We start from the raw sequence: 23,955 nt of genomic DNA on the forward strand, positions 1-23,955 counted from the left end.
TCTACCCTGCATTCAGCGTAACGCGCATTCCGTGCAGGCGGAATTACCCCATGTCCCAAATTGGAGTCGGAAAGACATTGGCTACCTCATAAAAATCGCCTCCCATTTCTCGCCTTCGAACGAAATAGAGGACTCTTGCGATACGCCATCCAAGTAATTTGTGGAGACGCGACAAGTGCAGCAAACAGCAGCCCAAGCTTTCTGATTCTTCGTTCCATAGGCTCGTCTTTATTGGCTAGGTACAGATGTTATCTCGACGCCTACGCATCCCATTGAAACGCCCAGAGGAGTCGGATCAAATTGAAAGGACTGGTCCCGGAGAAGTTCCGGGCCAGCCCTCTGCAGCTTAGTTTTTATTGAGCCGTCTAAGTTTGGGCCGCAGTTCACACCCGCGCGGTACCGGCTTCTTGCGGCAAGCGAAATGAGAGCGCCTAGTTTACCAGATGCGCTTTCTTTTGCGCGTGTAGATTGCAACTGCCAATGCAAGTACGCCCGTTCCGGTCAGGGCAGTGCCAAGCGCTGTTGCCGTATGATCGCCCATCGAAGGAAGGGCACTGTTGGCGTTCGCGTTGCCGCCGTTGGTTTGAGAACCGTCCGCGCCAGGGGTGTTGTTGCCCGGGGCGTCCGTGCCGGGTTTGTCGGTATCGGAATTGCCCGGATTGTTCTTGGGCACCTTCTTGAACTGGGCTTTGTAGACAACATCTTCTGTCGCGTCGGTGATTTCCTTGTGCCACGAATCGAACACGTAGTCGTACTTGTCGTCAGACGGTTTCGTAGGAGTGGGTACCGTGATTTGGTCTGCTTTCGTGCCGATTTCGTACCAGTCTTCGCTATAGATGGTGGTTCCGTCTTCATTCGCGAAGGTGATTTTCACCAAAGACGGTTTTGCGGCGGCAATCAGATAAACCTTGCCATCGGAGTCGATGCTGGCGTAGTTGGTGCACTCGGTGCGTTGTTCTTTTGTCTGCGTTGCGTAGCGGGCATTTTCGTTATCAAGATACCAGCCGTCAATCTTTTTATTGGTCACGTCGTCGGGTTTGCCCAGGTAAAGCTCGTTCATGTCTTTTGCGGCCGACAATTTTGCACGGGAACCATCCAGGTAGACGTCGGAAGCCGCCTTGCCTGCGCTGTTGTTGCACAGCTTGGTGTTGGCGATGGTGGTGCCTGCCCCTTCACCGGAATTCGATTCTGCAGCAAAGCCTCCGCCGTAATTTGCCGCCTTGTTGCCCGTGACGGTGCATCCGTCAATGGTCAAGCTGGTGAAGTTGCCGTACGACGCAACGCCGCCGCCTATTGCAGCACTGTTCTTTGTTATCGTGCAGTCGCGAATTTCTGCTGCGGCAGGCGATTTCATCATCACCGCAAGCACGCCGGCGCCATAGCCTTCGTCCTGATTCGCTGTGTTATTGGTGATGGTGGTGTTCTTAAGGAATAAGCCCGGTTTTTCGGCAGCGCCTACGTTTGGGGTGTCAGCGCACAGGCCGTATGCTGCGGCGTAGAAGTATGCGGAAGAAAGAACACCTGCGCCATCGTTTGCTTGGTTTCCGCTAATGGTACCGCCAAGGATTTGTGCCGAGCTTTGAAGGTTGCCCCATCCGCCATTGATGATTTCATCGATTGACGCAACAACAGCAACGCCGCCGCCCATTTCGTTGGCCTTGTTGTTCGAAATGGTTCCGCCCGTCATGACGAACGAAGATCCGCCGGAAACGTACACGCCGCCGGCAGACGTGATAATGCGGGAATCCATGCCGTAATCCGAGGCTTTGAAGGAGGAAGTGGCGAAGCAGTTCGTGATTTCGCCGCCATCCATAGTAAACGAACCGCCGTAAATCACGGCAACACCACCGCCGTAGCACATGGATCCGCCGGTGATGCCACAGTTATCAATGGTGCCGCCATACATATGAAAGGTACCGCCCTGCACGGTTACGCCGCCGCCAAAGTAGTTATTGCCTTTACGGTCGGCAATGGTAACGCCGGGATACATATTGCACGTGCCTTGGATATACAACAGACCAGGTACGTCGTTGCTCTGTTCGTTCCCGCCGCTAATTTTTAGCGTGTCACTGCCATCTGCTGCGCCCAAGTTCAATTGAGCTCCCGACTGTACGGAAATCGAGCTGTACTGACCAAGCGTCATGGTGTGCCCGTTGCCCACAATGCTTACAGGTCGCGAAGAGGTGAACGAGGCTCCTCCGGTTTGAATGTCGTCGGTGAGCTCAATGACGTATTCGCCGCTGGGAGCAGCGTTTACGGTGGCTACCGCGCTATCGAATTCGCTGCTGCTGCCCACTTTAATAGTGGTTGGCGTTGCCGCGAAGGCCGATATCGGCATCGCCAATGCGTAGAGTGCCAATGCTGCAACAAAGGTCAACACCCTGCGTTTTTTACTCACGGTATCTCGCTTTCAAAGTCTTTAGAATCTGAGCCGGGGCGTGCAAGTGCTTGCTCAGATTCGGTAAAAGGATACGATTGCGCAACATCGTAATATAGGGCATATAAGGCTTTCTAAGGCAAATCCAAGCAAAAGATGCAATAGCAAATCTTGCTATTGCATCTGGTTCTCTTTCCGCTCCTTGTTTAATTGGGATTTAAATCCTTCTGATAAGCAGGGCGTTTTCGCCAAAGCGCTTATAAAACCGGTGTTAATACGCGGCTGCTTGTAAATTAATTTTAGTAGACCATTTTTTATTTAACAGACCATTTTCAATACACGTTAAAATGCTGGAAATAGACACACAAAAACAAGGGGGGGGATGCAAAAGATAAGACAATTGTTGGAATCCAAGAAAACAGAAAGGAAGATGCGTAAGGAATGAAGATAAGCAATAAAAGCAAATTCATTTCGCTCCTGATAGGTGCTGCGATGTGCCCCATGGTGTTGCCAACCGCGGCATTCGCGGCAGGGGCTGGCGCGGCATCGGGGGGTTTCGTCATCCCCGGCCGAACTGACTCAGCCTGAAGGCACCGAATCTGCAATTGCAGAAGTAAACGGCAAAAGCTACCCCAGCCTCCAGGAGGCAATTAACGCTGCGCCGCGTAAGGCAACGGTGAAGCTGCTCGCCGACACGAAGGAAAACGTCACGATCTCTACGTATGAGGTTACGCTTGACCTGAATGGCCATATCCTCAACGGCAGTACAGGCCAGCGCAAGCCGGCACTGACGATCAACAACGCCAGGGTTACCGTCCAGGACTCCAGCGAAGCCCAGACGGGCACTATCATGCGCGAGGATACTGCGGCGAATTCCGGCACTTCGTCCCACTATGTCATCGACGTTCAGGGCAAAACCGGTTTCCTGCTGTTCAAGAGCGGCACCGTAAAGAACAACAGCGGTGCCGGCGGAACGAAAGGTGCGTCCCTCGTTCGTATCGGTGACGATAGCGTTAAAGTGCAACCAACTATGACAATTGAAGGCGGCACCTTTACGCAGGATAACTTCATTGCAATTAAGGTTGATTACGGCACCCTTTATGTGAAGGGCGGCAAAATCAATTCGCAAAACAGCTATGCCATTGAAAACTGGAAAAATGCCATCATCAAAGATACTGCGGTCATCAACGGCAACGTTTCGTCGTGGACGTACGAAGGGCGCGGCTCTGATCTGACTATCAGTGGCGGCACCGTCAACGGTAACGTTGAGTCAGTGACTTACGACGGCGCCGAGGGTAAAGCGGCGAAGGTGGCAATCACCGGCGGCACCGTCAATGGCACGCTGAACACGGTTGACTACAGCACGGGTACCACTTCCAACGACCCCACAAAGGCAGCAATCGAGGTCACGGGCGGTACGTTTAGCACCGATCCGTCCCGCTACCTGGTTGAAGGCTCTGCGGCTACCCAAAACGCCGACGGCACGTACGGCGTGGCAAAAGCTTACCTCGCTCAGGTTGGCGAAACCAGCTATTACACCATGGATGAGGCGTTCGATGCTCAGACCAAAACTGGCGAAGCCATCACCTTGCTGCGCGACTACACCACGGGCAGCACGTTCAACTCCGGAACCGTTGCTCGCGTGGTTGACTTGAACGGCCACACCTGGACGTGCACCGGAACCGACGCGAACTCCGCGGCGTTCGAAATCAATTACCCCAACGCATCACTTACGGTGAAAAACGGCAAGGTCGTGAGCTCGCAGCTCATCGGCCTGATTCCGTCAGCCAATGGCGGCAAGATCACGTACGACAACTCTACCCTTACGTTCGATGGCGTCGAGGCCTCTACCACTGCCACGAGCGGCATTGAGACCAACGGCAACAACACGAACGACACTGTTGTCCTGAAGAACAGCACGCTCAACGTTCCCAATGGCTTCGGTATCTACTTCCCCAGCAGCGGAAAGCTGACCATCGACAACTCCACGATCAACGCGAAGACGATGGGCGTGCAGGTGTGCTCGGGCAGCCTGAGCATCAACGCGGGTAGCGCGATTACCGCTTCGGGCGATCCGGTTGCAAAGACCGAGGGCGATGGCGCTATCCAGGACGGCGCGGCGATCTCCATCGTCAACCGTCCCGGCTACAAGGGCCTCGACAAGGTCGCCATCACCGGTGGCACCTTTACGGCTAAGGGCGACAACGCGGTAATCAAGGCTTACACCTGGAATTCCTCGACCAAGGAGGAGTCGGATTTCGATGGTGCCGATAACGCGATCACCGTTTCCGACGGTGAATTTAACGGCAGTCTCAATCTTGGCAATATCGAAGTAAGCGGCGGCAAGTACACAGATAAAGAGGTTGCCAAGCACCTCAAGAGCGGCTTTGCCGTGCTGTTCAGCGACGGCAAGTATGCCGTCACTGACGAGGAGACCGCGAAGGACGATGCGGCCTATTCCGTAACTAATGCTGACGGAACCGTTGTTTACTTCACCGATGCTCAGAGTGCCAACAACTATGCCCAAGAATCGGGCGCTGCTCCTAAGGTTTTGAAGGTTACCGTCACTTTCGATTCCAACCAGGGCACGGCAGTTGTCTCTCAGCTTGTTGCCGTCGGTGGCAAAGTAGCGAAGCCGGCAGATCCTACCAAGGAAGGCTATACCTTTACTGGGTGGTTCACTGACCAGGATTGCGCCACGGCTTATGACTTTGACGCCGCCGTGGACGGCGCTGAGCCCGAGCTCACCCTGTATGCAGGCTGGAAAGCAGCAACTCAACCCGGTACGGGCGAAAACGGGGGCAACGACGGCGGCTCCTCTGCCAATGCGAACGCAAACGCCAACACCGTTAACAACAACAGTCACAACAAGGGTAAGAAGCCTGCAAAGGGCGGCTTGCCCAAGACCGGCGACAGCCTCACTCTTGTCGGTAGCGCATGTGCTTTGGTTGCCGCTATCGCTGCCTTGGTTGCAGCATCCGTGCTTCGTCGTAAGAAGATGAACTAACGTATTAAGCTTGCTCATCTCCGTTTGCTGCACGGTAGTACAGAAATAGGGCTGCTTGATGAAAGGGGTCGAGCCTGGAGGTAGTCCAGACTCGGCCCCTTCGCTTTGAAGCGATAATGGGGCAGACGCCAATACCCCCTTGGTCTATACGGCGTTACAGACATAGAGGGCGGCACCCGCTGAAGTGGGGTTGAAGTCAAACGCGACGCCCGGTCGTTGAAAACGTCTCCGATGACTACTCCTGCACCTTGAGGGCTTCGGCCAGGCTGACGCGCTTGATGGACCGCATGTGCAACAGCGCCACGACCAGGTACGTTGTAAAGCCGATGCCCACGCATGCCGCCATGGACCAGGTCGGCACGTAAATCTCGATATTGCCGTTGTAGGAGAGCAGCATCGCACGGAAAATCGCGCTGAGCGAGCCGATGATCAACGGCAGGCTCAACGCGAGCGATGCCGCCACACATAGCGTAATCGAGCGGATGTACAGATGCGAGATCTCGCCATCGCGATAGCCAAAGACCTTCATGTAGCTGATCAACCGGGCGCTATGGTCGGCCGCCGGCCCGCCATTTCGAAACCGCAATAGCAGAAGCCGGACCGCGCGGCGTCACTCGTTTCGCTAAATCGACTTGATGGGATGGAGGATCACAGTCTTGAGCCTCTCCGGCGCACGCTTGCGCGGGTCGGAGAGGCAGATCTTGTGATGGAGGCGGGCTTCGGAGAAGTCGGGGGCGTAGCCCTGTTCCGTTGCAAATGTGCGCATGGCCTCTACGATCACGGGCTCGCCGCCGTAAGGCCCGGTATGCATGCACTGAACGCAAAGGCCCTCGTCAACCCTCAGCAGCTCGACCGCCGAGAAGTCCGGCTTCTTTTTGACGGCAGCTTCCGAAACGGTCCAGTCGAAGTCCTCGCGAGTGACGAAATCGGGCAGGCGGATGCATGAGATGAAGTTGAAGTCGTCCTTCCGTGCATAATCGATCCCGCCATCGGTGCGGTCTTGCCACCAGGAGCCCTCGAGCGGCGGAATAACGAAGTCGAAATAGCCTTCGATCTCTCGCAGGCCCTTCTTCGACATCTTGATGGTATAGGCAACGCCGTAGAGCAACGGCAACGCATTCTGGTACTCGCCGCCTTCGATGTTGGGATCGCCCTTACCCCGCACGGCGACGTAGCTCATAGGCGGAACGGTTACGACGCCCGGCTTGCCAGGCAGCTTGCTCGTGATGTTGTAGCGCACCGTAGACGCTGATGGAGATGGCTGCGTGCGGGCACGAGCGTGCCGCCGCACCTCATGGCTTGCTTCTCGGGTATTTGGGACGCACACGCGGCGTTCAAAAATGCGGAGCGGCTCCGCATGGCTCGAGACTGAGCCGAGGCGCCCTATTTCCCGCCCTCCAGCAGGCCCACGATGCGGTCGATGTCGACGGCGAAGCGGGGCCTTCCCTCGCGCTCGTAGCGGTCGAGGTACTCCTGGCACTCGGAGACAATGCGCTTGGTGTTGCCGTCGATGATGCGCTGGAGCGTCTCGTAGTAGGCCGAGCCCTCGGTCCTGAAGCGGCGCTGGTAGGCCTTGGTTATGGGGAACATCTTGACGTAGTGGATGCCGTGGCGGCAGCCGGGACGCGTCGCGGGGCGGGGCGGTAGCGCGAAGTACTGGTCTTTGGGCACGTTGGGGGCGATGTCGGAGCGCAGCGGCACGGCGAAGTCCCTGCGCTTCCCGCGGAAACGCAGCCTCACCACCACGCTGCAGGGGCGGTCGCGCTTAAGCATGAGCTCACGGTCGCCCTCGACGAGGTCGAAAAAGTCCTGGGAGACGGATACGATCTTCACCGGTTGCGCCCCCTCATACGAAGCGGGGCCCGCATCGCTGCAGGCCCCTACAGGTGGGCGATACTCTACGCCTTGCGGCACCCCGTCTCCCACGGAGGTTAAACGTACACGTAAGCCGTACTCTGAAAGCCGCGGCTTCCGGCAAGTAGTTTATACCACTAAACGTCGCCTTCGATGCGCACGGCTCGCAAAATAACACTCGCTGGGCCGTCATCCCTGGCAGTTACCCTCCAATCTTCATTGGAGTTAGCAGGTCAATTCATATAGTCATGGGGGCTTATCCTAAAGTAAATCAAATTTATACCCCCATAACTAAAGAATTTCCTATTCCCACTCGATAACAAGATCCGCAGGTAGAAGTGTAGTCCAGTTATTTGCACCACAAATTAACAGGCGTTTCTTCAACTAAATTTGGTCCTCATTTGGTCCCCACGCATAAAACGGAAAGGCCGATTCAAGATCTTTAATCAACTGAATCATCCTTTGGCGGGCATTTGACCCAACGATATTTCTCATCGTCAAGGCGCGCGGCCAACTCATGGCGATCTCTATAGCGCAACGCTATAGGTTTAGGGGAAAGATCGTCTTTTACGGAAGCAATCAACTCGTGAGGCGCATTGTTGTCTATCAGCGAAATCATTGCAAGAACATATCCGCTATAAAGACCGTCCACATAACCCGTTTGGTGCAAATTTTCAATAAGTAAATCATTTGGCAAGCCGCCATATCCACTTGGCAGTAAGCCTTCTTCTACGAGCTGAGAAGACCATAGGGAGATAATCTCATCCTCGTCTTTCTTGCTAAGTTTTCCTAGAATATCATCAATATCAATGCCCTGAACTTTATCGTTAAGGTATGCGAACAAGATCCGAATGAGGGCCTTGGCCGTCGAAGACAACTCGCGATTGATTTCTTCCTTTACCTCATTAGCGACTCCGTCGCCCAATTTTGTTTCTTTATTCATATCCCTTATCCTTCCTAGCGGCATGTCCCGAAACAATATGCTCCGACTCGTCAACAAAGGAAGCACTTGCTAAGCAAGCGCATACCCCCTCTTGAAACGCTCGTCGAAGGGGCAGAAATCGCTATAAAAATGGCCGTCAATAAGCTGTGAACCGTTCGATTGACGTATCGACCGCCTTGATTCCTCGTTTTCCTCCTTTGTTGTTTTGTGTAGCCCTAAACTGAGCGCACTTCGGAGTCGGTATCCAATCAATCTTCTATTGGTAGTCGTTTGCATACGAACTATAGAAGAGCGCCTTGCAATCGACATCGCTGTAGCCCATAACGGCATCCTGCACATCGGCGCGCAAAAGGTTAAGCACCTTGTATACGCCCCCTCCCATGTCCCCAACGAAAAGCACCTGCTTAAACACGTCGGGATACTCACGTAGATAGGCAACGTAACCCTTGAGCTTGGCAAGCGTGTCACTGAGGAAATCTCCGTGCGGGTCGACGATCGACGGTTTGATTGTCCCGTCGCCGTCCTTCACGAAGAAGAGGAAGTCTGGATGCAGGGCCTTGCGTCCCACCGAAGACATGTACGGAATCGAAAACGCCTTGGCAGACATGCTGCCCGACGGATTGCGATAGAAGGCAACCGTACGATTCTTTGCCAATTCGTTCCTAACGATATAGTCTTCCGCCGGGTTCAGGTCGAGCGGGCAGAGGCCGTCCTCTTTCTGCACGATATGGCACGGATACTTAGCGAAGTCATCCGACGTGCTGGTAGACGTGGGCCACTCTATCTTTGTGAGGCGCTTGCCCTCGGTTTCACGCGCCAGCTCGTCGTAGCGCTGCTTTGCCGCGTCGTTAAGGTAGTCATAATCGCCAGATCCATCGACCTTATCGAAGTATTCCTTTCGGCATTGAGCCGCCCAGCCCTCGAGCGCATCAACGATGGTCTGCGTGCGCACCGCTGCGGCAAGGCGCAGGTCGCACTCGGGCCGCCCAAGCTCCTTGAAGTTGGCGCGACGATACTCATTCGCAAACTCCTTAGTGAAATGCATGTCGGCGTCGCGGGCGGCCTTTCTGAGGCCTTCGGCGTCCGTGCGGGCCTCCTCCTGCTCCTGGTCCTCGGTCTCGTTGAGCTTGTCGAGCGTGATCTTGACGGTCTCGGCAACCTCTACGTCGTGTTTGGCTTCGCGGTACTCGTCCTCGTTAGCAACGATGTATCCCTTGAGCTTCTGGACGAACTGTTTTTTCACGTCGGCCGCGGCATTGACATCGAGGCCAGTCTCGACAAGCAGAGTCGCCGTCTTAACCAGGCTCTGGAATTCGTTCCTGGCCTTTTTCGGAATGCGCTGCACGGGAATGGAATCGAAGGCTGTGCGGATACCCTGCCACTCCTGATGCGTGAAAGACTGCTCGCGCTTGGTGGGCGGCTTGGGCTTTGCCATGGGCACGGGTATTACGATCGAGACGGGCTGGGTCGGCTCGGTCCGTGCGGAACTTGGCTCAGGTGTCGCAAGTTGCTGCGGGGCAGACGCTGCAACGTAGTTGCCTGTTGCGGGCTGAGGCGCCAGCTCCGCTTCTGGCGCCGGGACGTCGACGGGCCTGACCGCCGAGGCAAGCGAGGGCTGCGCTCCCTGCATGTCCAACGGCTCCTGAATCGCGATGCCGGCAAGCGACGCCTGGTAGCCGGGTTGTGCCTGCCGCGCCGTCTCGATGGCCTTCTCGTTCTCCTCGTACGCCTTGAGCTCCTGTTGATAGTCGGCTTCGGACTTGGGCACAGCCGCCGTGATAGTCACGGGGTTGAGAACGATGTTCTGCTTGCCGATTGAGCTCTCGCCCATGTCGTCCTTGCGGCCCATGAGGTAGTCGACCACGTCCTGAGTGCTCTCGGGATTGAACTGGGGCAGGTAGCAGGCGACTGAGTTCAAAAGATCATCGGATTCGATGCGCCGCGCAAGTGGAGTGCGTACCATACGTCCCACGAGCTGTGCGATATAGGTCGAGTCCGAACGCCTGCGCTGCGAGAAGATGACCTCCGCTCGCGGGCAGTCCCATCCGTTGGAGACAGCCTCCTTGGCGAAGAGCACGCGAATGCGCGAGGCGTCCTGAACGAACTCGGGCTCGACATAGGGAATGAGGTATTTTCCCGCCGCGATGTCCTTATGCTCGCCGAAGACGTTGGCGAACGACATCGCCTCGGAAAGGCCGGGGACCAGGCCCGTGATCTGGTCGCACATCTCAGCCAGGGCCGAGCTGCTCGCGTTGTCCGCCGCTTGGATGAGCAGCAGCGGGTTGACGGGACTCTCGCCCTCACGGGCACAGTACTCGCCCCACTCGCGGCAGGCCAAGGCATAGCGCTCGCACGCCATAGTGAGGTACTGGTGCTCGACAGGGTCGTCCTTCTCTGGCACGCGCAACTCGATGATGTCCTTGAGCAGACCTGACTCCTGAACCTCGCGAGGGGTCACAGCGACCTTTGGCATACGCACGCGATCGGCGCGCTGGTCCATGGCCGCCTCGAACCTCTGCGGCGTGGCAGAGACCCCGACGACGATGGGCATCGCTGCACGGCCGTCGAGCCCATCAATGAGGCTGGCGTAGATCGTCGCGGTGCCGCGCTCGCTCGAGGCATTGGCCCCCAGACCGCGATGAGCCTCGTCTATGAACAGATAGAGGTTACGCTCCGGATCCCTGATGGTGCGGTCAAGGATGTCCCAGAACACGCGGCCGGAGTTGGCCTCACTACCCTTGGTGAGCAGGCCGTTCTTACTGAGTAGGTCCTTGCTGAGGAAATAGACGTGGCGCGGCTCGAGAATGTCGTGCGCGGCTCCGAAGTCGTTGGTAATTGTGACCAGGTGGCGCCTGTCAAGGATGCTGTCTGCCAGCTTGTCCGCCACGTTTGAGAAACGCACGCTCGTCTGCTCGTTCAGGCTCGGGGAATCCGAGAGCCAAAGAACGACGGCATTCTCGTCGGGCATGAGGCTCAGATCGTCGTCTCCGAAGAAGAGCGCTTCGATCGTCGCTGCGCACATGACCGTTTTGCCCGACCCCGTGGGAGATGCGAGGCATATCGAGGACAGCTCGCCGTCCTGCTCGTAGCGTCGGCGCATCGACTGCAACTTGTTCGCCAGGGTCGCGACCGCACCGGCTTGGAAATCCTTAAGTTCGACTCTCATGTTTACCTCACCGCATCCTCGGCGGCAATCTTGAACGATTGCAGGTAGTTCTCGTACAGGCGGACGACGTCGAGTCCAGGCAGTTGTGCCTTGACGGAGGCGTATCGAGCCGTGTCGTCCGTGATCACATAGGCGCACCCTATGCTGGCATTCTGCTTGACGGCGTCTATGAAAGCGCCGACCGAAGCAAAGTCGAAGAGGACGGCGTAGGCGTCGGCCATGGCAAAGCCCGGCTGCTCGTGCTTGATGATGCTGCCACGCGAACCAGCGCGCAGCCAGAGCAGGGGCGCGATCTCCTCGAAGGCCACGCCCAGCTCGACGGCGTCCGGGTCTTCGTAGGTGAGGTCAAAGAAGACGGCGTTTTCCTCGAAGCCATCGGCCATGGGGAACTCGTCGGTGAACTTGTAGTCACCCTTGATGGGGTCACCCTCGGGCGTCTTGCCCGTGATGGCCGCCGTGACGCGTGGTTTGGTAACGTACTGGCAGATGCCCAGTGCTTCCCATTCGGGGTCGCCCTGGCGAAGACCGCGCTTGGTGAGCTTTTTGGATTCGTCCTCGGAGACCTCGTTATTCGTTACGCTGATGGAGCGCCTGCGCCCGCCGTCCTGATGGTTCAAGCGCATGACGGCATGTGCCGTGGTGCCCGATCCTGAGAAGAAATCGACTACAAGGGCGTCGGGCTTGTCGGCAACAACGGAAGCGATTGAGAGCTCGGTCGCATAAAGGGACTTTGGAAATGTGAAGCGCCTATCGCCGATGAACTTTTTGATATATCGGCTCCCGTATTCACCGGCAGAGAACTGCGTACCACTCCAAACAGTTGTTGGAATGGCAGAGCGCTCTCCCTGCTCTTCGAGAAGCAAGGACCCATCCTCAGCCTTGCCGATGAGTTTAATTTCTCCATTCTTGAGACGCTCCTCTTGGGAATCTCCTAGGTAAAGGAGGGAGTACCGATTACTCTTTTTGTTGTACTCACCTACTTTTGCGCACCCGCGATCAAGCTTGGCCTGTAGAGCATTCTGGGAGATCCTCCAAGTCGCCTCTCGGCCATCGGTCCTAATAGGCCAAACTGCCCTGAGACCCGTTTTTGTCGGTATCTTTGTCCAGTCTTGTTCAAGGGGGAGAGAAGCGCCGAGCTCCTTAATGGTCGCGGTCTCCTCATCGATATAGATGGGATAGAAGAGATTCGGCCTTGCGGTGCGAGCGGCATTGGGACCGCCCCTCAGCAGCCACTCCCAACGTACTTTACGTTGGGAGCGGCTGCTCGACGCGTCATCAGCCACTTTTTCCTCAAGTTCTCCGAACTCAACGGAATAGAGTCTGCGGTCCACTTGGCACGGCGCGGCGGTGCCAAAAAAGCAAAAGACAGCGTACTCGTCAGCTCTCTTGAACTGGTTGCCGCGGGCAACCCCGTTCTTGTTTATGGTGATTGAAACCGTCTGGATACCGGTCGCGTTGGGAAAAACGCTCTCTAAAAGAAGCTCAAGCCTTGCGTACTCCTTCTCGTCGATCGTCACGATGAGTACGGAATCGTTGGGGTTGAGCAGCTGCTTGGCGAGTTTGAGGCGGCGCTCCATGAAGGCAAGCCACTTGGAGTGGCGATAGGCGTCGGAGCCGTCGACGTAATCGTTGTTGTATTTCCAGTCGCGGGCGCCAGTGTTATAGGGTGGGTCAATATATATGCAGTCCACTTTGCCTGCATAGGCAAAGGCCAAGGTTTCAAGAGCATGGTAGTTTTCGCCGTTAATGACTACTTGATAGGGCTTATCGCCAGCGCGCTCGACACGCCCAGTCTCTTTGAGGCCAGCATAAATCGGCTGGTCATATTCAGCAACAGGCACGACATCGTCGACAGCAACGGAGCGGGGCTCACATTCGTTTTCGTCATATGAGGGCGATTGATATGGCTTTAGATCAGCAACCCCCCCCCGAACGGCATTTACCAACCATAGCAGTTGGGAGCTAGAGTCCTCTTTTTTACCACGCTCGGGAAGCACCTGTACGACATCGCCCTCCATGATAGGTTTGCCATAAAGGCGAAGTCGCTCTGGACGGTTGTGTTCAAATACAAGCCCAAACTGGCGCTGCGCCGCAAAGGCGCGGATGTCGGCAGCGAGCTGACGATCGCCCAGCTTGACAGCGCGATCAACAAGGTTCTGAACGACTGCTTGCGCCGTCTGAGACATCACTTCTCCCCCTTGCATTTCTCGTCAATCCATTCGCGCAGGACTTTAGCCACCGTCTTATCCTGGCGCGCGGCATAGGACTTAAGAGCCCGCTTATCCTCGCGGGTTATCGAGAGCGTGAACTTATCTAGCTCCCTTTCGGCATGAACAGCCTGATCTTCCTCCATGGTCGCCCCTCCGAATTGACCTGTTCTACGTTCCTTAATTGACCGAAATCATTTTACTTCAGAATACGTAATTACGTAATTACGTATGCCAATTTGAGCCATGCATCAATCAATCACTAGTCAGTATTCGTTGACGAATCGTTGGGGATAACGAATATATCGAGGTAGACAGTCGTTTTTACCGTCTGTGAGTACCAGCAAATCGATACTCAAAACGTCGTGAGTACATTTTGAGTACCAGTCCGAGCGGCCTCTTGCGGGCGGACGCAATCTGCCGGTCAGCATTAATTAGAAATAAATTGATGGCGTTGCTTCGGTAATTGAAAACACTTTAAAACATACCAGCAAACAATAATCCCAGCTAAACAGCTTGAGAGATTGCGTGGCTGGTTTGCATGTACCACATACACCACAATGCACAAGCATCCATGGCACGCAAATAAAAAACGAGGGAGGCCGCATCCGACCTCCCTCGCAAAGAGCTATTTACTATTCCCACTCAATAGTTAGAAACTCTCTCCAGTTTGGGCTGGTTTGTCGCAGTTTGCTCCAATTTGTCCTATTTACACCTAGTCTCAAAAATTGACGAAATTCCATGGGGTCAAATCTGGGTCACGGTTGTCCGAGTCATTCGAAGCATTTTTGTGAGTCACGGCAAGCTGCGAGCAGTACCGAATAGTCGCACGGGCACTATATATCAAGGGAGGGCAAGGTAGAGAAGCTCTACAAACCCTTAAAAGATCCTCCCTTCCTGCATGAACTCGAGGATGTTGGTATGGATGGATGCCGCCAAAACTTCTGTGCATCCGTTATCCAGCACTTGCCTCTTCTGAAAACTAAGATCAGCCGTTGCAATGACCAGGATTGAAAAACATCTCAAGCGCTTTAATACGGTCGGTTTTGGCGAGGAATCCACCACGAGTCTACCTTTGTTCCTTAGCTATGAATGTTTCAACCCTGGTATCAAGGATCTGGTCGGGGCGAAGGTTGTGCTGGTCGATTAGCATCTCGCATTCCGCCAATCGACCTCCCTCATTAAGCGTTCCATGACTTAGGATCGCAATCAATTGACCAATCGATTTTACAAGTTCGTTAAGCTTATTAAGCGTAAGCACTAATGCTGATTCTGCACTTGCATTCTTGTATGCCAAATTATTTGGATGAACAGATATTGCAAAACATTTCATTTTTGGATACTGAGCTCGTAACCACTCTTTTGCGACCTGAAGCTGTCCATGTTCTTGTTTCGTGAGCGGATTATCCGAAAGTTTTTCGTTTTTTGCTTCAAAGGCAAAAGCAATATCCTCTTCTTCAAAAACCCAGGCAACGTCGGGTCCGTCACCGTTATCGTCGCAACGTTTCGAGCTGGCACCAAGGTATTTCCCCAGCAGCTCAAGTTTTGATTCGAATTCTTTTGAATCGCATTGCTCCGATAAGGATTTCAAGTCTGTGTCGAATTTCGTCGACACATCGCTGCTTTTTCGAGTTTGGTACGAAATGAATTCAATTATCTTTCTTGCTTGCAAGCTAACGTCAGAGTCTGAGCTAGAGAACATGGGCTTAGCAAGTGAACGGTTGAGCCCGTTTGCGCGAGTTTGTAGCTCTCTGGAAGTCTCTACATCGTCATCCGAATAGGCAATTTGAGCTGCCAGGCGGAGGACAAGTCCCTTTACTGAATTGTCTATATTTTCACTATTCGTAAATTGTTTTAGGAGCTCGACAGCTCGACCACTCCTGCCTTTGCGCCATTCGTTTAGCGCTTTTCTTTCACAGAGAGCAAAATCTTCGAGCATGCTGTCGTCAACAGATTCAAAATCGTTGACCTTATCTGCCACATAGCTTGACAAATAGGCTGCAAAATCGGGGTCGTCATTGACTCCCTGATCGATAACCTCAACGAAGTCTTTTGCTGACTTTACTTCGTTCATAATGCCTTGCCCGCATTCGATTTGGGCTCTTGTTGTAGGGGTCAAGAACACAGCATGGCGGTTGTCATTAACCCACTCGCAAAGATCGAATCCAATCAAAGCAACGACACAGTAATCACCCGAACCCCTTGTACCTCTGCCCATTGCTTGCTCAATGTTTTGGGCGATTGAGCGGGCATAGACTTTGCTATGGACTAGGATTTTCGACATCAATTTATGGTGATCGGACATCCCCTTGGGGATGCCTGAGACGACAAGCATACGGCATGCATCGCCTGGCAAGTCAATACCGTTGTATCGATTTGCAAATACAATTGGTGTGTCCAGCTTGCTTACCTTCAGGTCGTTTACAGCCTGAACAACCTCGCTTCCTCCTTTTACAGTGGGGATTCCCAATTGTTTCCATTGCTCTGCAGTTGCAAAGCTCGGTTCGAGGACTACGACGCCCTTTTTGTCTTTCGCAAGGGCAATCATTTTCTCGACGAGCGCGGTTCGAAGCTCTTCTTTTGCCCCAATCTCGAGAACCATCCTCCGCCCTACACCAGCAAGTGTTTTGGGGGAGATGACGTTGATGTCATCTTTCTTGCATCCAAACGATCTAACGATTGCACTTTCGTCAGCAAACGTTGCAGACATGTACACTCTTCTAGGTGCTTCTTCGAATGTCGGAAACTTCTCCACAAGGGGAAGAATTGGAGTAATTGAGAATCTGTCGCGACTCAGTGTTGCAAGACAGTACTTGAGATCGTCTTTGATGAGATCCCAGCCAAAGCTTATAGAGTTTGCCGTAGGCGTGCCTTTTTTATTTGACGCTGCGAAATCAGAAATGCTTCGGGCGACCTTCTGTCGATGCTTTTCCCACGCCCAGAATGGGACCTCCAGCACCTCTTCGCCAGCTGTGCGAGTCCCAGAAACGAAATCGTCGAAAGTTGACACTTTATCGATATCATCAAAGCTTAAGCGAAAGAGCATCGCAACTTTTTGATATAAGTCAGGTGCATCCGATGCATTTACCTCCACCGTGAATGCGCTTCGAACCGAGTCAAAGGAAGAGTGCGCATCATCTATGATGATTACTGAAACTTCCTCGGCTTCGGGTCCTCCTTCCAAGCCGAAGGAGGACTTGCCGTTAAAGAGGGCTTGATAATGGGCAACGAGAATCGTTGAGCCATTTCTGAAATCCGCAGTAAGCGATCCCCTTCCGTTATATTCGGAAGCGGGTATTCCAAGTGTCCTTGCTTGTTCGCACACTTGATGGACAAGCTGTTTGTTGTCGACAAGGTACAATGCTCCACGTTTTAGCTCTCGTGCACTAGAGAGGGCAATCAGCAGGCCTATAAGGGTTTTGCCGCCTCCCGTATTAAGCTTGATAACGGTGTCTTTCGTTTTTCTGTTAGCAAACCATGCATCAAGTACCTCAGCCTGGCTGCTATGTAAATCATCAAAGGATTGGGGTTTCGGCAGCCTATCGAAAATCTCATCAGGCTTTATGCGCAGCGTAGGGTTCTGCGATGCTGCCATCTTTTTAAAATCAACCATTTGATAGTCCTTAGCTATGCTGTTCGACGTTGCAAATCAGATGTTGCCTGTTTTGACCATTTCATCGCTTCGAAGCTGCAGTTCGATTCTGCCTTGAGGTTTTCAGTTTGTTCCAGGACCTTCTCAGATACCTCTTCAATAGCAAAAACCTCTCTCCAGTTTGCCCTATTTACGCTCAGTCTCAAAAATTGACAAAATTCCATGGGGTCAAATCTGGGTCACGGCTTTTCGGGTCATCGGAGGCTATTTTGTAGGTCACAGTGGGTCACGAAAGCTGGCGAGTGGGTTCTCAAGGTGTTTTAATTGCATGGCAAGAGAGAAGCGGTAGACAGGCCCCGTTCCTACTGTGCGCTTTCCCCAGGCCGGCGCCGCCCGTCTGCTTCCGCCCGAGCCTACCGGGCGTCTTCGATCCTGGCGACGAATTCATTGACCCACCGAATCGCCTCGTCAACATCCTGGAGCACGGGCAGGCCCTCTGCGAGGGAGGCGTACATCTCATCCCATCCCTTTTGCTTGGCAATGGCCGGCGGCCAGGCCTGCGCTCGCCTGTAGGAGAAAAGCCTCCGGCAGGCGGCCCTCGCAGCCGTAAGGTCGACCTCGGCTCTGGCGTCGATCAGCTGGAGGTCGATGAGATCGCGGGCCCGATCGCCCGGACCGGAGACGGCGTGGAGCTTCTGGGCGACCTGGTGGTCGAGCGGCATGAGGGGAACTCTGCCGGGCGCGGGGAACCCCATCGCCTCGAAGAGCTCGCCGGCGTCCGTCAGCTCGGCCCAGTCTGGCGCGTCGGCGTCGCCTATCTCGTTGTGGCCGACCTCGAGCGGCACCGTGCACCAGGGCTTCCCGAGGTAGTCCAGCTTGACGTCATACGGCTGCATGACGTACTGCTCGGGAATCCCATCGGGTGAGGCCGGGTCCTTTTCTACCACGCGGCCGGAGAACCCCTCCCAGCCGGAGCGGAGCCCCGAGTCGAGCTGGGCGGCGTAGGCTGCGGGATCGGTCGCCGTGGCGGTATCTAGGTCCGTGGTGAACCGTGTGTTATCCTCGCCGAAGCGCATCTTGAGCGCGCTGCCGCCCTTGACGACCCCGTCGGGGAGCATGCTCGCCACGATCGCGTTCGCCATCACGATGCGCGCCCTCACGAAGTCCTGGGGCGCGCCCCCGCAGAGCCTGCGTATCGCGTCGTCGAGATGGCGCATGCTGTTGGGCCTCTTCATCGGGTTATCTCCTCCTTGATCCGCTCTTCCTCCTCTTTGGTTATGTAGCCGCGCGCGAGCGCCTCGCTTGCGGCCTCGACGGCCCTGTCGGCCCCCATGGTCTTCGAGGCCGCCGCGATGGCGGCCGGCAAGGGCTGGCAGGCGATGCCCTCCAGGTAGACGGGGACCGTCCCACCCATTCGCTCCAAGGTGACCCCGGGGCCCAGATTGCGCCGGCAGCGCCTCGGCGACGCGAGACGCATTTTAGTAGGGTCGGTCGGCGCCAGCCCCAGTAGCGCCACAACCGATTCTCCGCAGAGGAAGGCATCTTCACCCGCCGCCTTCACGGCGATGGCATAGGGCGCCTGCGGCTGCGATGGCCAAATGGGCATGCGGTACACGCCGCGCGCGACGCGCACGAGCTTCCCCAGCTTTTCTTGCTGGACCATCTCCGCCCTGGACATGCCGAGCCCGGCTGCCTCAGCAGAGGTGATTAGGCCGAAGTCGTCTACCGCCTCGTATATGTCGTCGATTTTAGCCATACCGAAAGTATAGCGTATTTACTATACTTTTGACCTATCAAAAGTATGCAGCCCTGAGATGGTGCCTGCAGTGCGCCGCGGCCCGCTTCCTTGCGCACCCCCAGCACCCATGACGCAGTGCGCCATGGGTGCTGGGGGTGCGCCCCAAATCCTGGAGAAAATCTCTCGAGGAGGAATCGAAATGGCGTACTCAAAAGAAGCAATCGATGAAGTTCTGGCATATTTGGACGAGGGACACTCGGCTCGAGACGCGGAGCGCCGCTTCGGCGTGAGCCATGAGAGCGCGGCCAGGTGGAGGCGCAAACGCGACGGCAAGCCCATCCAGCCATCCTGAGTTCATTGCGCAGACCCCTATGCCGGGACGTCCCCCTTCGCCTTCCTTGGCTCCGCCACACTCGCTCAGAACCAGGCTCTTCAGGCAAGGCGCGAAAAACTTTTACTGCGCAAAACTCGAGCCCTACCGGGTTTTCGCTTGATTCCTTGCCCTCGGCCAGAACCTGAGCGGCTTCCGAATCACAAGGCAGGCCAAAGGGGCCGGCCACGAACAAACGGAGGTAATCATGAGCAATTTCGAACTTCAGGAGAAGGCAGTCAAGGCAGCCACCCGCTTCATCGAGCGCAAGGGCTTCGAGCTTTTTGAGACCGGTTGGACTTCCCCCCGAGGGAACCCAGATCGACCTGATCGCCAGCGACGAGGACACCCTGGTCTTCATCGACGTCACCGCAACCGAGTACGGCGGGGGCGGCTTCGGGGGCGGCAAGATCCCCCGCAGCGACCTTGGGATCGCGGCAGCGTCCTGGCTCGCAGGCAACACGCCCGACGGCGACATCCAGGTCCGCTTCGACATCATCGACATGCTGGTCGTGAGCACCGACAGGGCGCTCCCGAGGCACCACATCAACGCCTTCAGCTGAGGGGTCGAGCAACCGACCTCCATCCCGGCCCCAGCTGGAGGGCCGGGAGCCCTGGATTGGCTACACTATCTTGGGCAGGAAAACGAGGGAGGAAGATCGCTTGAGAGAAAGGACCTGAGATGGTGGACCCGCAGCACCCCAGGCACTTCAGCGAGGAGTTCAAGCGCCAGATAGTCGAGCTCTACAACGCTGGCAAGCCGGTTTCGAAGATCATGTCCGAGTACGACTTGGGCCGGTCCACGGTGAGGCGCTGGATCACCAGGATCAACGAGACCGGATCCAGCAAGGCGGCCGGAAGCAGGACACCCGAGCAGCAGCGGCTTCTGAAGCTCGAGAAGGAGAACAAGCGCCTGCGGCGTGCTGCGGTGTTGTCAGCGAGCAGCCCCACGCTGTAGGGGCTCGACACCGCGAGGAACGCGTTGCGCTCGTAGTCGGATGCCGACTTGCCGTGGTTCTTTTTGACAACCGAAAGCTTGCAGCGCAATACCTCGGCTAGGAAGCTCACATCGCCGCAGGCGGGCTCAAGGAAGCGGCTTTCAATGCTCTCGCATTCGGAAGCCACCTATCGAGCATGGCGTTGACCTCGCGCTCATTAGTGAAGACCTCGCCGTGGTCCATGACTCGATCTCGGGATTTGACCTGTTTGGCCATAGGTGCCCCTGAAAGATCGCGGAATTTTGCACTGCTTCAGAATGTATCAAGGCCCATCTTGATACAAGGTAGAAATTGATGCGCAGAACTTGTCGGTGCGGTTTTGTCTCCAGGTGGCTGATAGAATACTCGTGATTAATAAACTGACTAAACATAAATCAAGAAGCTACGAACGTGTCTCTATAGCTTGATTCGATAAGGAGGAGCCATGACTGTTAATTCGTATTTGCAGGGCAGAGCAAATGACTTGGTTATTCGTGAAACCGAGAAAGAGAAGATTCAAAAATCGGTTGATACCATAAAATTAAGGCTCAACGGTTATTTTGGTAGCGACTTGTCAGATGTCCTATTATTCGGGTCTTACACGAGGGGGACTATCCTCCCCCGCTCGGCAGACTCACGCTCAGACATTGACATCATGGCAGTATTCAAAAATGAGTACGGATGCAAGCCGCAAACTTTCCTAGACAAACTTAAGAAATTTGCTGAATTCCGGTACCCAAATAGCATCGTTGCTCAATCGAGTCCCTCGATCGTTCTGAAATTGGAACATATCACGTTCGAAATTACCCCTGCATACAAGAGCTGGTACGGCTACTATATACCGGCAAGCAGAAGCGAATGGCAAGCAACCGATCCGAACGGATTTAACAACATCCTCGTCGAGTGCAACAAGAACAACGAATACAAGATCAAACCTGTCGTTCGCCTCATGAAGCTATGGAACCTTTCGTTAAACGGCAGAGACATGGCATCTTTCGAGCTAGAGAAGAAGATCGCTGAAGAGCTGAAATATGCATATCTCTGCTGCTCTTCCTACACCGAATATCTGAAAAAGGCCTTCTTCGCCATTCAATGGGATACGAATTGGAAGAAAGTCGACGATGCGGTCCAACATATCGACAATGCTCTGAAGTACGAGGCGGATGATATGCCGTACAGCGCTCTCTCGGAAATAAAAAAAATTTTCCCGGAGTGATTCCATGAGCACCAGGGATGACCACTCATCAGTATACAAAGTTGCCACGGGTCTCGGCGTAGCCGAAACCGTACTGTTCGCGTTGACGGTAGTTTTAAACCTGGCTGCGACAGTGGCTCCTAACGATATATCGTTCTGCCTGAACATCGCAATCGCGATATCGGCGTTCACTTACTCGGCTATATATATGATCGACGACCTCCATGTGTGGTACCAAGCTGAGAACGGGCGGCGAAAAGGCGCCATTGAAAACGCTTTCCATACCAAGTTGACGCCGATGCGCACGGAAGGTTATTACAACAACGGCGCCGGCGATTCTGAAACGAAATATGCGCTCAACCTATACGAAAGCTGCTATTTCACTGAGGCAATCTTGAAGAAGATGCTTCCTGGGATAATCGTGAAAATTACTCTATCGGCAATCGCCCTGACTGTTTTCATGTTCTGCTTCGATCCTGCGGTGGTAGTGATCTTGGCTCAGGGCATTTTCTCTACTTGCGTTCTCTTCGGCTGTACGGGAAGCATAGTATGCTATACACGGGTCAAACGATTGAACGAGATCTTTTTTGACATCTTTGTCACTCGGCAATACGACGGAAGTGGCATCGATGCAATTAAGCTCAAATCGACGGCCCTAGAATACGAAGCCGTGAAGGCGCATTACAAAACTAGGCTTAGTTCTAGAGTTTTCAACAAGCTCAATGATCAGCTTTCTCGAAAATGGAATGATTTGCTGCAAGAAATGAATCCCGCGACCGTTTTGGCGAGTGCATCGTAAATCTCGAATCATTAGGCTGCCGACAACGCATAAACGACTGTTCAAGAATTGACGGTCTGGTATGAGCAGGTCGCGAAAGCGAATACTTTGCTCGACCCATCGTATTCAAGCAGAACGAGGTCGCTTTTGCCAATCCACTCGGCAATCGCGCTTGGGTCGTCGAAGCTTGGGCATACGGTCTCAGCACTGGCGTCCACGACGTCCATGGCAATGACCGATAGCTCATACGTGCCGCCATCGCGGGTATGCAGGAAGATTACGCGCGAATGGCTTCGCGCGTAATCTTCCTCGCTGTACTTCGTGAAATCCGCGAACGCGCTGCCGTCGGACATGCTGCGCCCGCAGATCGGGACGAGGAGCGACTCTTCCGTGCAGTCGGCGTCGATGTATGGGGTGCCGCAGCCGCCTTGGCCGAGCGCATCCAGGTAGAGATAGGCCTTCGGGTTCCGCTTATCGGGCCTGGCTACCGGTTGGCTTATGTTCGTGCTGGGTACCTCCATCCAGGCGACGATTTCCTGGGACAAGCTGTCCCAGTCGATACCCCGGGGCTCCTCATGCTCGCTTTCCCCTGACACGGCGCCTTCGAGCGGCTCCGCGATCTCGGCCTTGTCGCTGTCGTCTGTGGCGATCCAGGTGCATAGCGCGGCGACGGCGAGTGCGGCGAGCGCCAGGCCAAGGCCTTGGAGCTCATCTTCCGGATTGATGAGGAGTTCGGCCTCAAGCCGAAAGAGATCGGGGGGGGCGAGGTCGTCCTGACGATCGGCCCGTCGTCGAAGAAAGCGCCCAAGCTCGCTCAGGCGCTCAAAGCTTGGCTTGCGCAGATTGATTCGGAATAGTCCGGCGAAATCACCTCCGAGCAGCTCGCCGAATGGAAGGCGAAATTCGGAGCCTAGCAAGCCACTTTGGGAATGATTGAGAATCACTTCTTGCGGTCAAAACCACTTTTTTCGTTGTTGCAAGGGGCATTTTGAGGCTGAGATCAGCTTAATTTTTGATTTGTCATCCCCTCAATTTGACCTGGTGTTTTAGTCAAATACCACCGAAAAAGGCCCAGTGATTCGCGATTGATTCGAATCACCCTCAAACAGCGCGGCAATCGCCAGAACACTCGTCGCAGGTGGTTTGGTGATTGTCGCTTTTTCACTATGTTGTCGCATGGTCGCCATGGGGTGTAACGAATATCGAATCCATAGAATGACAGCAAATCAAAATACCTGTTCAAAGGCATAAAAATACCCCGGAAACTTACGCTTCCGGGGTGGAATCATTCTCTTGTTTTGCAAGTGCCTTGATTCGCTATGACCCTCAATGGAACTTTATGAGCCATGGTGAATCATTTCAGGTGGCTTGGCAAAATTAGCCTAGGGTCACTCCCACTCGATGGCGTCGGTTCTTCCGTCCCGTCACTCCAGTTACACCCAGTTTTCGGCATCGACACGGAACGCGTGCCGCCGAATGACGCGATGTCGCGTTTCGTCGGCTTCGGGGACAAAAGCTGGGACAACCTCAAAAACTTTTTTCAAACTCAGGGCTTTGAGTTTTTGTTTTTGTCCCAAAGTGCGCGGCGGGTCGCCTTTGGATGCTCGATGGCGCCGAAAACGCCCGTTTTGAAACTCAACCGCCCTTTTGCCCGCAAGCCGCCAGCTGCAATCGCAAGTGAATTAACGCGGGTGGCTTGCGCGCCATTTGCAAAACCCCAGGTCGCAGGTCTTCGCCATTCGTGAACAAAG

General features: G+C 54.7%; 19 protein-coding genes. 7 read left to right on the forward strand and 12 right to left on the reverse strand.

Features of this window, described 5'->3' with window-relative positions; genetic code table 11:
* Positions 1-436 precede the first annotated feature (436 nt).
* A complete protein-coding gene (locus HF320_RS06460; RefSeq protein WP_169277600.1) occupies positions 437-2,398 on the reverse strand; it encodes a hypothetical protein in 1,962 nt (653 codons plus the stop codon).
* Between the two features lie 655 nt (positions 2,399-3,053).
* Here HF320_RS06460 and HF320_RS06465 point away from each other — a divergent pair.
* The gene (locus tag HF320_RS06465; RefSeq protein ID WP_169277601.1) at positions 3,054-5,384 is read left to right on the forward strand and encodes an InlB B-repeat-containing protein; all 2,331 of its coding nucleotides are present in this window, start codon (positions 3,054-3,056) and stop codon (positions 5,382-5,384) included.
* Positions 5,385-5,619: 235 nt separating this feature from the next.
* On the opposite strand, the gene HF320_RS06470 is transcribed toward HF320_RS06465, so the two are convergent.
* The 10 genes from HF320_RS06470 to HF320_RS06515 all read right to left on the reverse strand — a co-directional run bounded on the left by HF320_RS06470 (position 5,620) and on the right by HF320_RS06515 (position 18,902).
* On the reverse strand, positions 5,620-5,925 hold the full coding sequence (locus HF320_RS06470; RefSeq protein ID WP_169277602.1) for an FtsX-like permease family protein: 306 nt from the start codon (positions 5,923-5,925) through the stop codon (positions 5,620-5,622).
* Between the two features lie 81 nt (positions 5,926-6,006).
* The gene (locus HF320_RS06475) at positions 6,007-6,624 is read right to left on the reverse strand and encodes a GyrI-like domain-containing protein (protein WP_349290713.1); all 618 of its coding nucleotides are present in this window, start codon (positions 6,622-6,624) and stop codon (positions 6,007-6,009) included.
* Between the two features lie 143 nt (positions 6,625-6,767).
* Positions 6,768-7,217 (reverse strand): hypothetical protein, encoded by a 450-nt coding sequence (locus tag HF320_RS06480; RefSeq protein WP_169277603.1) that lies wholly within the window; start codon positions 7,215-7,217, stop codon positions 6,768-6,770.
* Between the two features lie 463 nt (positions 7,218-7,680).
* On the reverse strand, positions 7,681-8,181 hold the full coding sequence (locus tag HF320_RS06485; protein ID WP_169277604.1) for a hypothetical protein: 501 nt from the start codon (positions 8,179-8,181) through the stop codon (positions 7,681-7,683).
* Positions 8,182-8,437: 256 nt separating this feature from the next.
* Positions 8,438-11,347 (reverse strand): DEAD/DEAH box helicase family protein, encoded by a 2,910-nt coding sequence (locus HF320_RS06490; protein WP_169277605.1) that lies wholly within the window; start codon positions 11,345-11,347, stop codon positions 8,438-8,440.
* A gap of 2 nt (positions 11,348-11,349) precedes the next feature.
* The gene (locus HF320_RS06495) at positions 11,350-13,533 is read right to left on the reverse strand and encodes a site-specific DNA-methyltransferase (protein ID WP_169277606.1); all 2,184 of its coding nucleotides are present in this window, start codon (positions 13,531-13,533) and stop codon (positions 11,350-11,352) included.
* The gene (locus HF320_RS06500; protein WP_158553195.1) at positions 13,533-13,700 is read right to left on the reverse strand and encodes a hypothetical protein; all 168 of its coding nucleotides are present in this window, start codon (positions 13,698-13,700) and stop codon (positions 13,533-13,535) included. Before HF320_RS06500 ends, HF320_RS06495 begins: the two co-directional genes overlap by 1 nt.
* Positions 13,701-14,623: 923 nt before the next feature.
* Positions 14,624-17,167 (reverse strand): DEAD/DEAH box helicase family protein, encoded by a 2,544-nt coding sequence (locus HF320_RS06505; RefSeq protein WP_169277607.1) that lies wholly within the window; start codon positions 17,165-17,167, stop codon positions 14,624-14,626.
* Positions 17,168-17,559: 392 nt separating this feature from the next.
* Positions 17,560-18,381 (reverse strand): nucleotidyl transferase AbiEii/AbiGii toxin family protein, encoded by an 822-nt coding sequence (locus HF320_RS06510; RefSeq protein ID WP_169277608.1) that lies wholly within the window; start codon positions 18,379-18,381, stop codon positions 17,560-17,562.
* Entirely contained in the window at positions 18,378-18,902 is a 525-nt protein-coding gene (locus HF320_RS06515; protein WP_152070846.1) for a type IV toxin-antitoxin system AbiEi family antitoxin domain-containing protein, read from the reverse strand. The genes HF320_RS06510 and HF320_RS06515 overlap by 4 nt, the downstream gene beginning before the upstream one ends.
* 181 nt (positions 18,903-19,083) lie before the next feature.
* Here HF320_RS06515 and HF320_RS09220 point away from each other — a divergent pair, with 181 nt between their 5' ends.
* The 5 genes from HF320_RS09220 (at position 19,084) to HF320_RS06540 (ending at position 22,225) form a co-directional block, all read left to right on the forward strand.
* A complete protein-coding gene (locus tag HF320_RS09220) occupies positions 19,084-19,236 on the forward strand; it encodes an IS630 transposase-related protein (protein WP_169277609.1) in 153 nt (50 codons plus the stop codon).
* 302 nt (positions 19,237-19,538) lie between these two features.
* Positions 19,539-19,817 (forward strand): PDDEXK family nuclease, encoded by a 279-nt coding sequence (locus HF320_RS06525; protein WP_211158995.1) that lies wholly within the window; start codon positions 19,539-19,541, stop codon positions 19,815-19,817.
* A gap of 119 nt (positions 19,818-19,936) precedes the next feature.
* Positions 19,937-20,212 (forward strand): transposase, encoded by a 276-nt coding sequence (locus HF320_RS06530; protein ID WP_152070847.1) that lies wholly within the window; start codon positions 19,937-19,939, stop codon positions 20,210-20,212.
* 464 nt (positions 20,213-20,676) lie between these two features.
* Positions 20,677-21,447, forward strand: coding sequence for an SMODS domain-containing nucleotidyltransferase (locus tag HF320_RS06535; protein WP_169277610.1), 771 nt, complete (start codon positions 20,677-20,679; stop codon positions 21,445-21,447).
* Between the two features lie 4 nt (positions 21,448-21,451).
* Complete coding sequence (locus HF320_RS06540; RefSeq protein ID WP_152070848.1) at positions 21,452-22,225, forward strand: hypothetical protein; 774 nt, start codon at positions 21,452-21,454, stop codon at positions 22,223-22,225.
* Positions 22,226-22,266: 41 nt separating this feature from the next.
* Here HF320_RS06540 and HF320_RS06545 read toward each other — a convergent pair whose 3' ends face one another.
* Positions 22,267-23,148 carry a class B sortase gene (locus HF320_RS06545; RefSeq protein WP_211158996.1) on the reverse strand — a complete coding sequence of 294 codons (882 nt, stop codon included), beginning with the start codon at positions 23,146-23,148 and terminating at the stop codon, positions 22,267-22,269.
* Positions 23,149-23,550: 402 nt separating this feature from the next.
* Here HF320_RS06545 and HF320_RS06550 point away from each other — a divergent pair, with 402 nt between their 5' ends.
* Positions 23,551-23,949 carry a hypothetical protein gene (locus HF320_RS06550; RefSeq protein ID WP_169277611.1) on the forward strand — a complete coding sequence of 133 codons (399 nt, stop codon included), beginning with the start codon at positions 23,551-23,553 and terminating at the stop codon, positions 23,947-23,949.
* Positions 23,950-23,955: the final 6 nt, after the last annotated feature.

The organism is Collinsella acetigenes, from assembly GCF_012844445.1.
In the GTDB taxonomy this organism is placed as follows: Bacteria; Actinomycetota; Coriobacteriia; order Coriobacteriales; family Coriobacteriaceae; genus Collinsella; species Collinsella acetigenes.

Bases quoted from the DNA above. Each gene is read 5' to 3' on its own strand.
- HF320_RS06485 (WP_169277604.1), bottom strand. From the start codon at position 8,181: ATGAATAAAGAAACAAAATTGGGCGACGGAGTCGCTAATGAGGTAAAG.
- HF320_RS06490 (WP_169277605.1), bottom strand. From the start codon at position 11,347: ATGAGAGTCGAACTTAAGGATTTCCAAGCCGGTGCGGTCGCGACCCTG.
- HF320_RS06495 (WP_169277606.1), bottom strand. From the start codon at position 13,533: ATGTCTCAGACGGCGCAAGCAGTCGTTCAGAACCTTGTTGATCGCGCT.
- HF320_RS06500 (WP_158553195.1), bottom strand. From the start codon at position 13,700: ATGGAGGAAGATCAGGCTGTTCATGCCGAAAGGGAGCTAGATAAGTTC.
- HF320_RS06505 (WP_169277607.1), bottom strand. From the start codon at position 17,167: ATGGTTGATTTTAAAAAGATGGCAGCATCGCAGAACCCTACGCTGCGC.
- HF320_RS06510 (WP_169277608.1), bottom strand. From the start codon at position 18,381: ATGAAGAGGCCCAACAGCATGCGCCATCTCGACGACGCGATACGCAGG.
- HF320_RS06515 (WP_152070846.1), bottom strand. From the start codon at position 18,902: ATGGCTAAAATCGACGACATATACGAGGCGGTAGACGACTTCGGCCTA.
- HF320_RS09220 (WP_169277609.1), top strand. From the start codon at position 19,084: ATGGCGTACTCAAAAGAAGCAATCGATGAAGTTCTGGCATATTTGGAC.
- HF320_RS06530 (WP_152070847.1), top strand. From the start codon at position 19,937: ATGGTGGACCCGCAGCACCCCAGGCACTTCAGCGAGGAGTTCAAGCGC.
- HF320_RS06535 (WP_169277610.1), top strand. From the start codon at position 20,677: ATGACTGTTAATTCGTATTTGCAGGGCAGAGCAAATGACTTGGTTATT.
- HF320_RS06540 (WP_152070848.1), top strand. From the start codon at position 21,452: ATGAGCACCAGGGATGACCACTCATCAGTATACAAAGTTGCCACGGGT.
- HF320_RS06550 (WP_169277611.1), top strand. From the start codon at position 23,551: ATGGTGAATCATTTCAGGTGGCTTGGCAAAATTAGCCTAGGGTCACTC.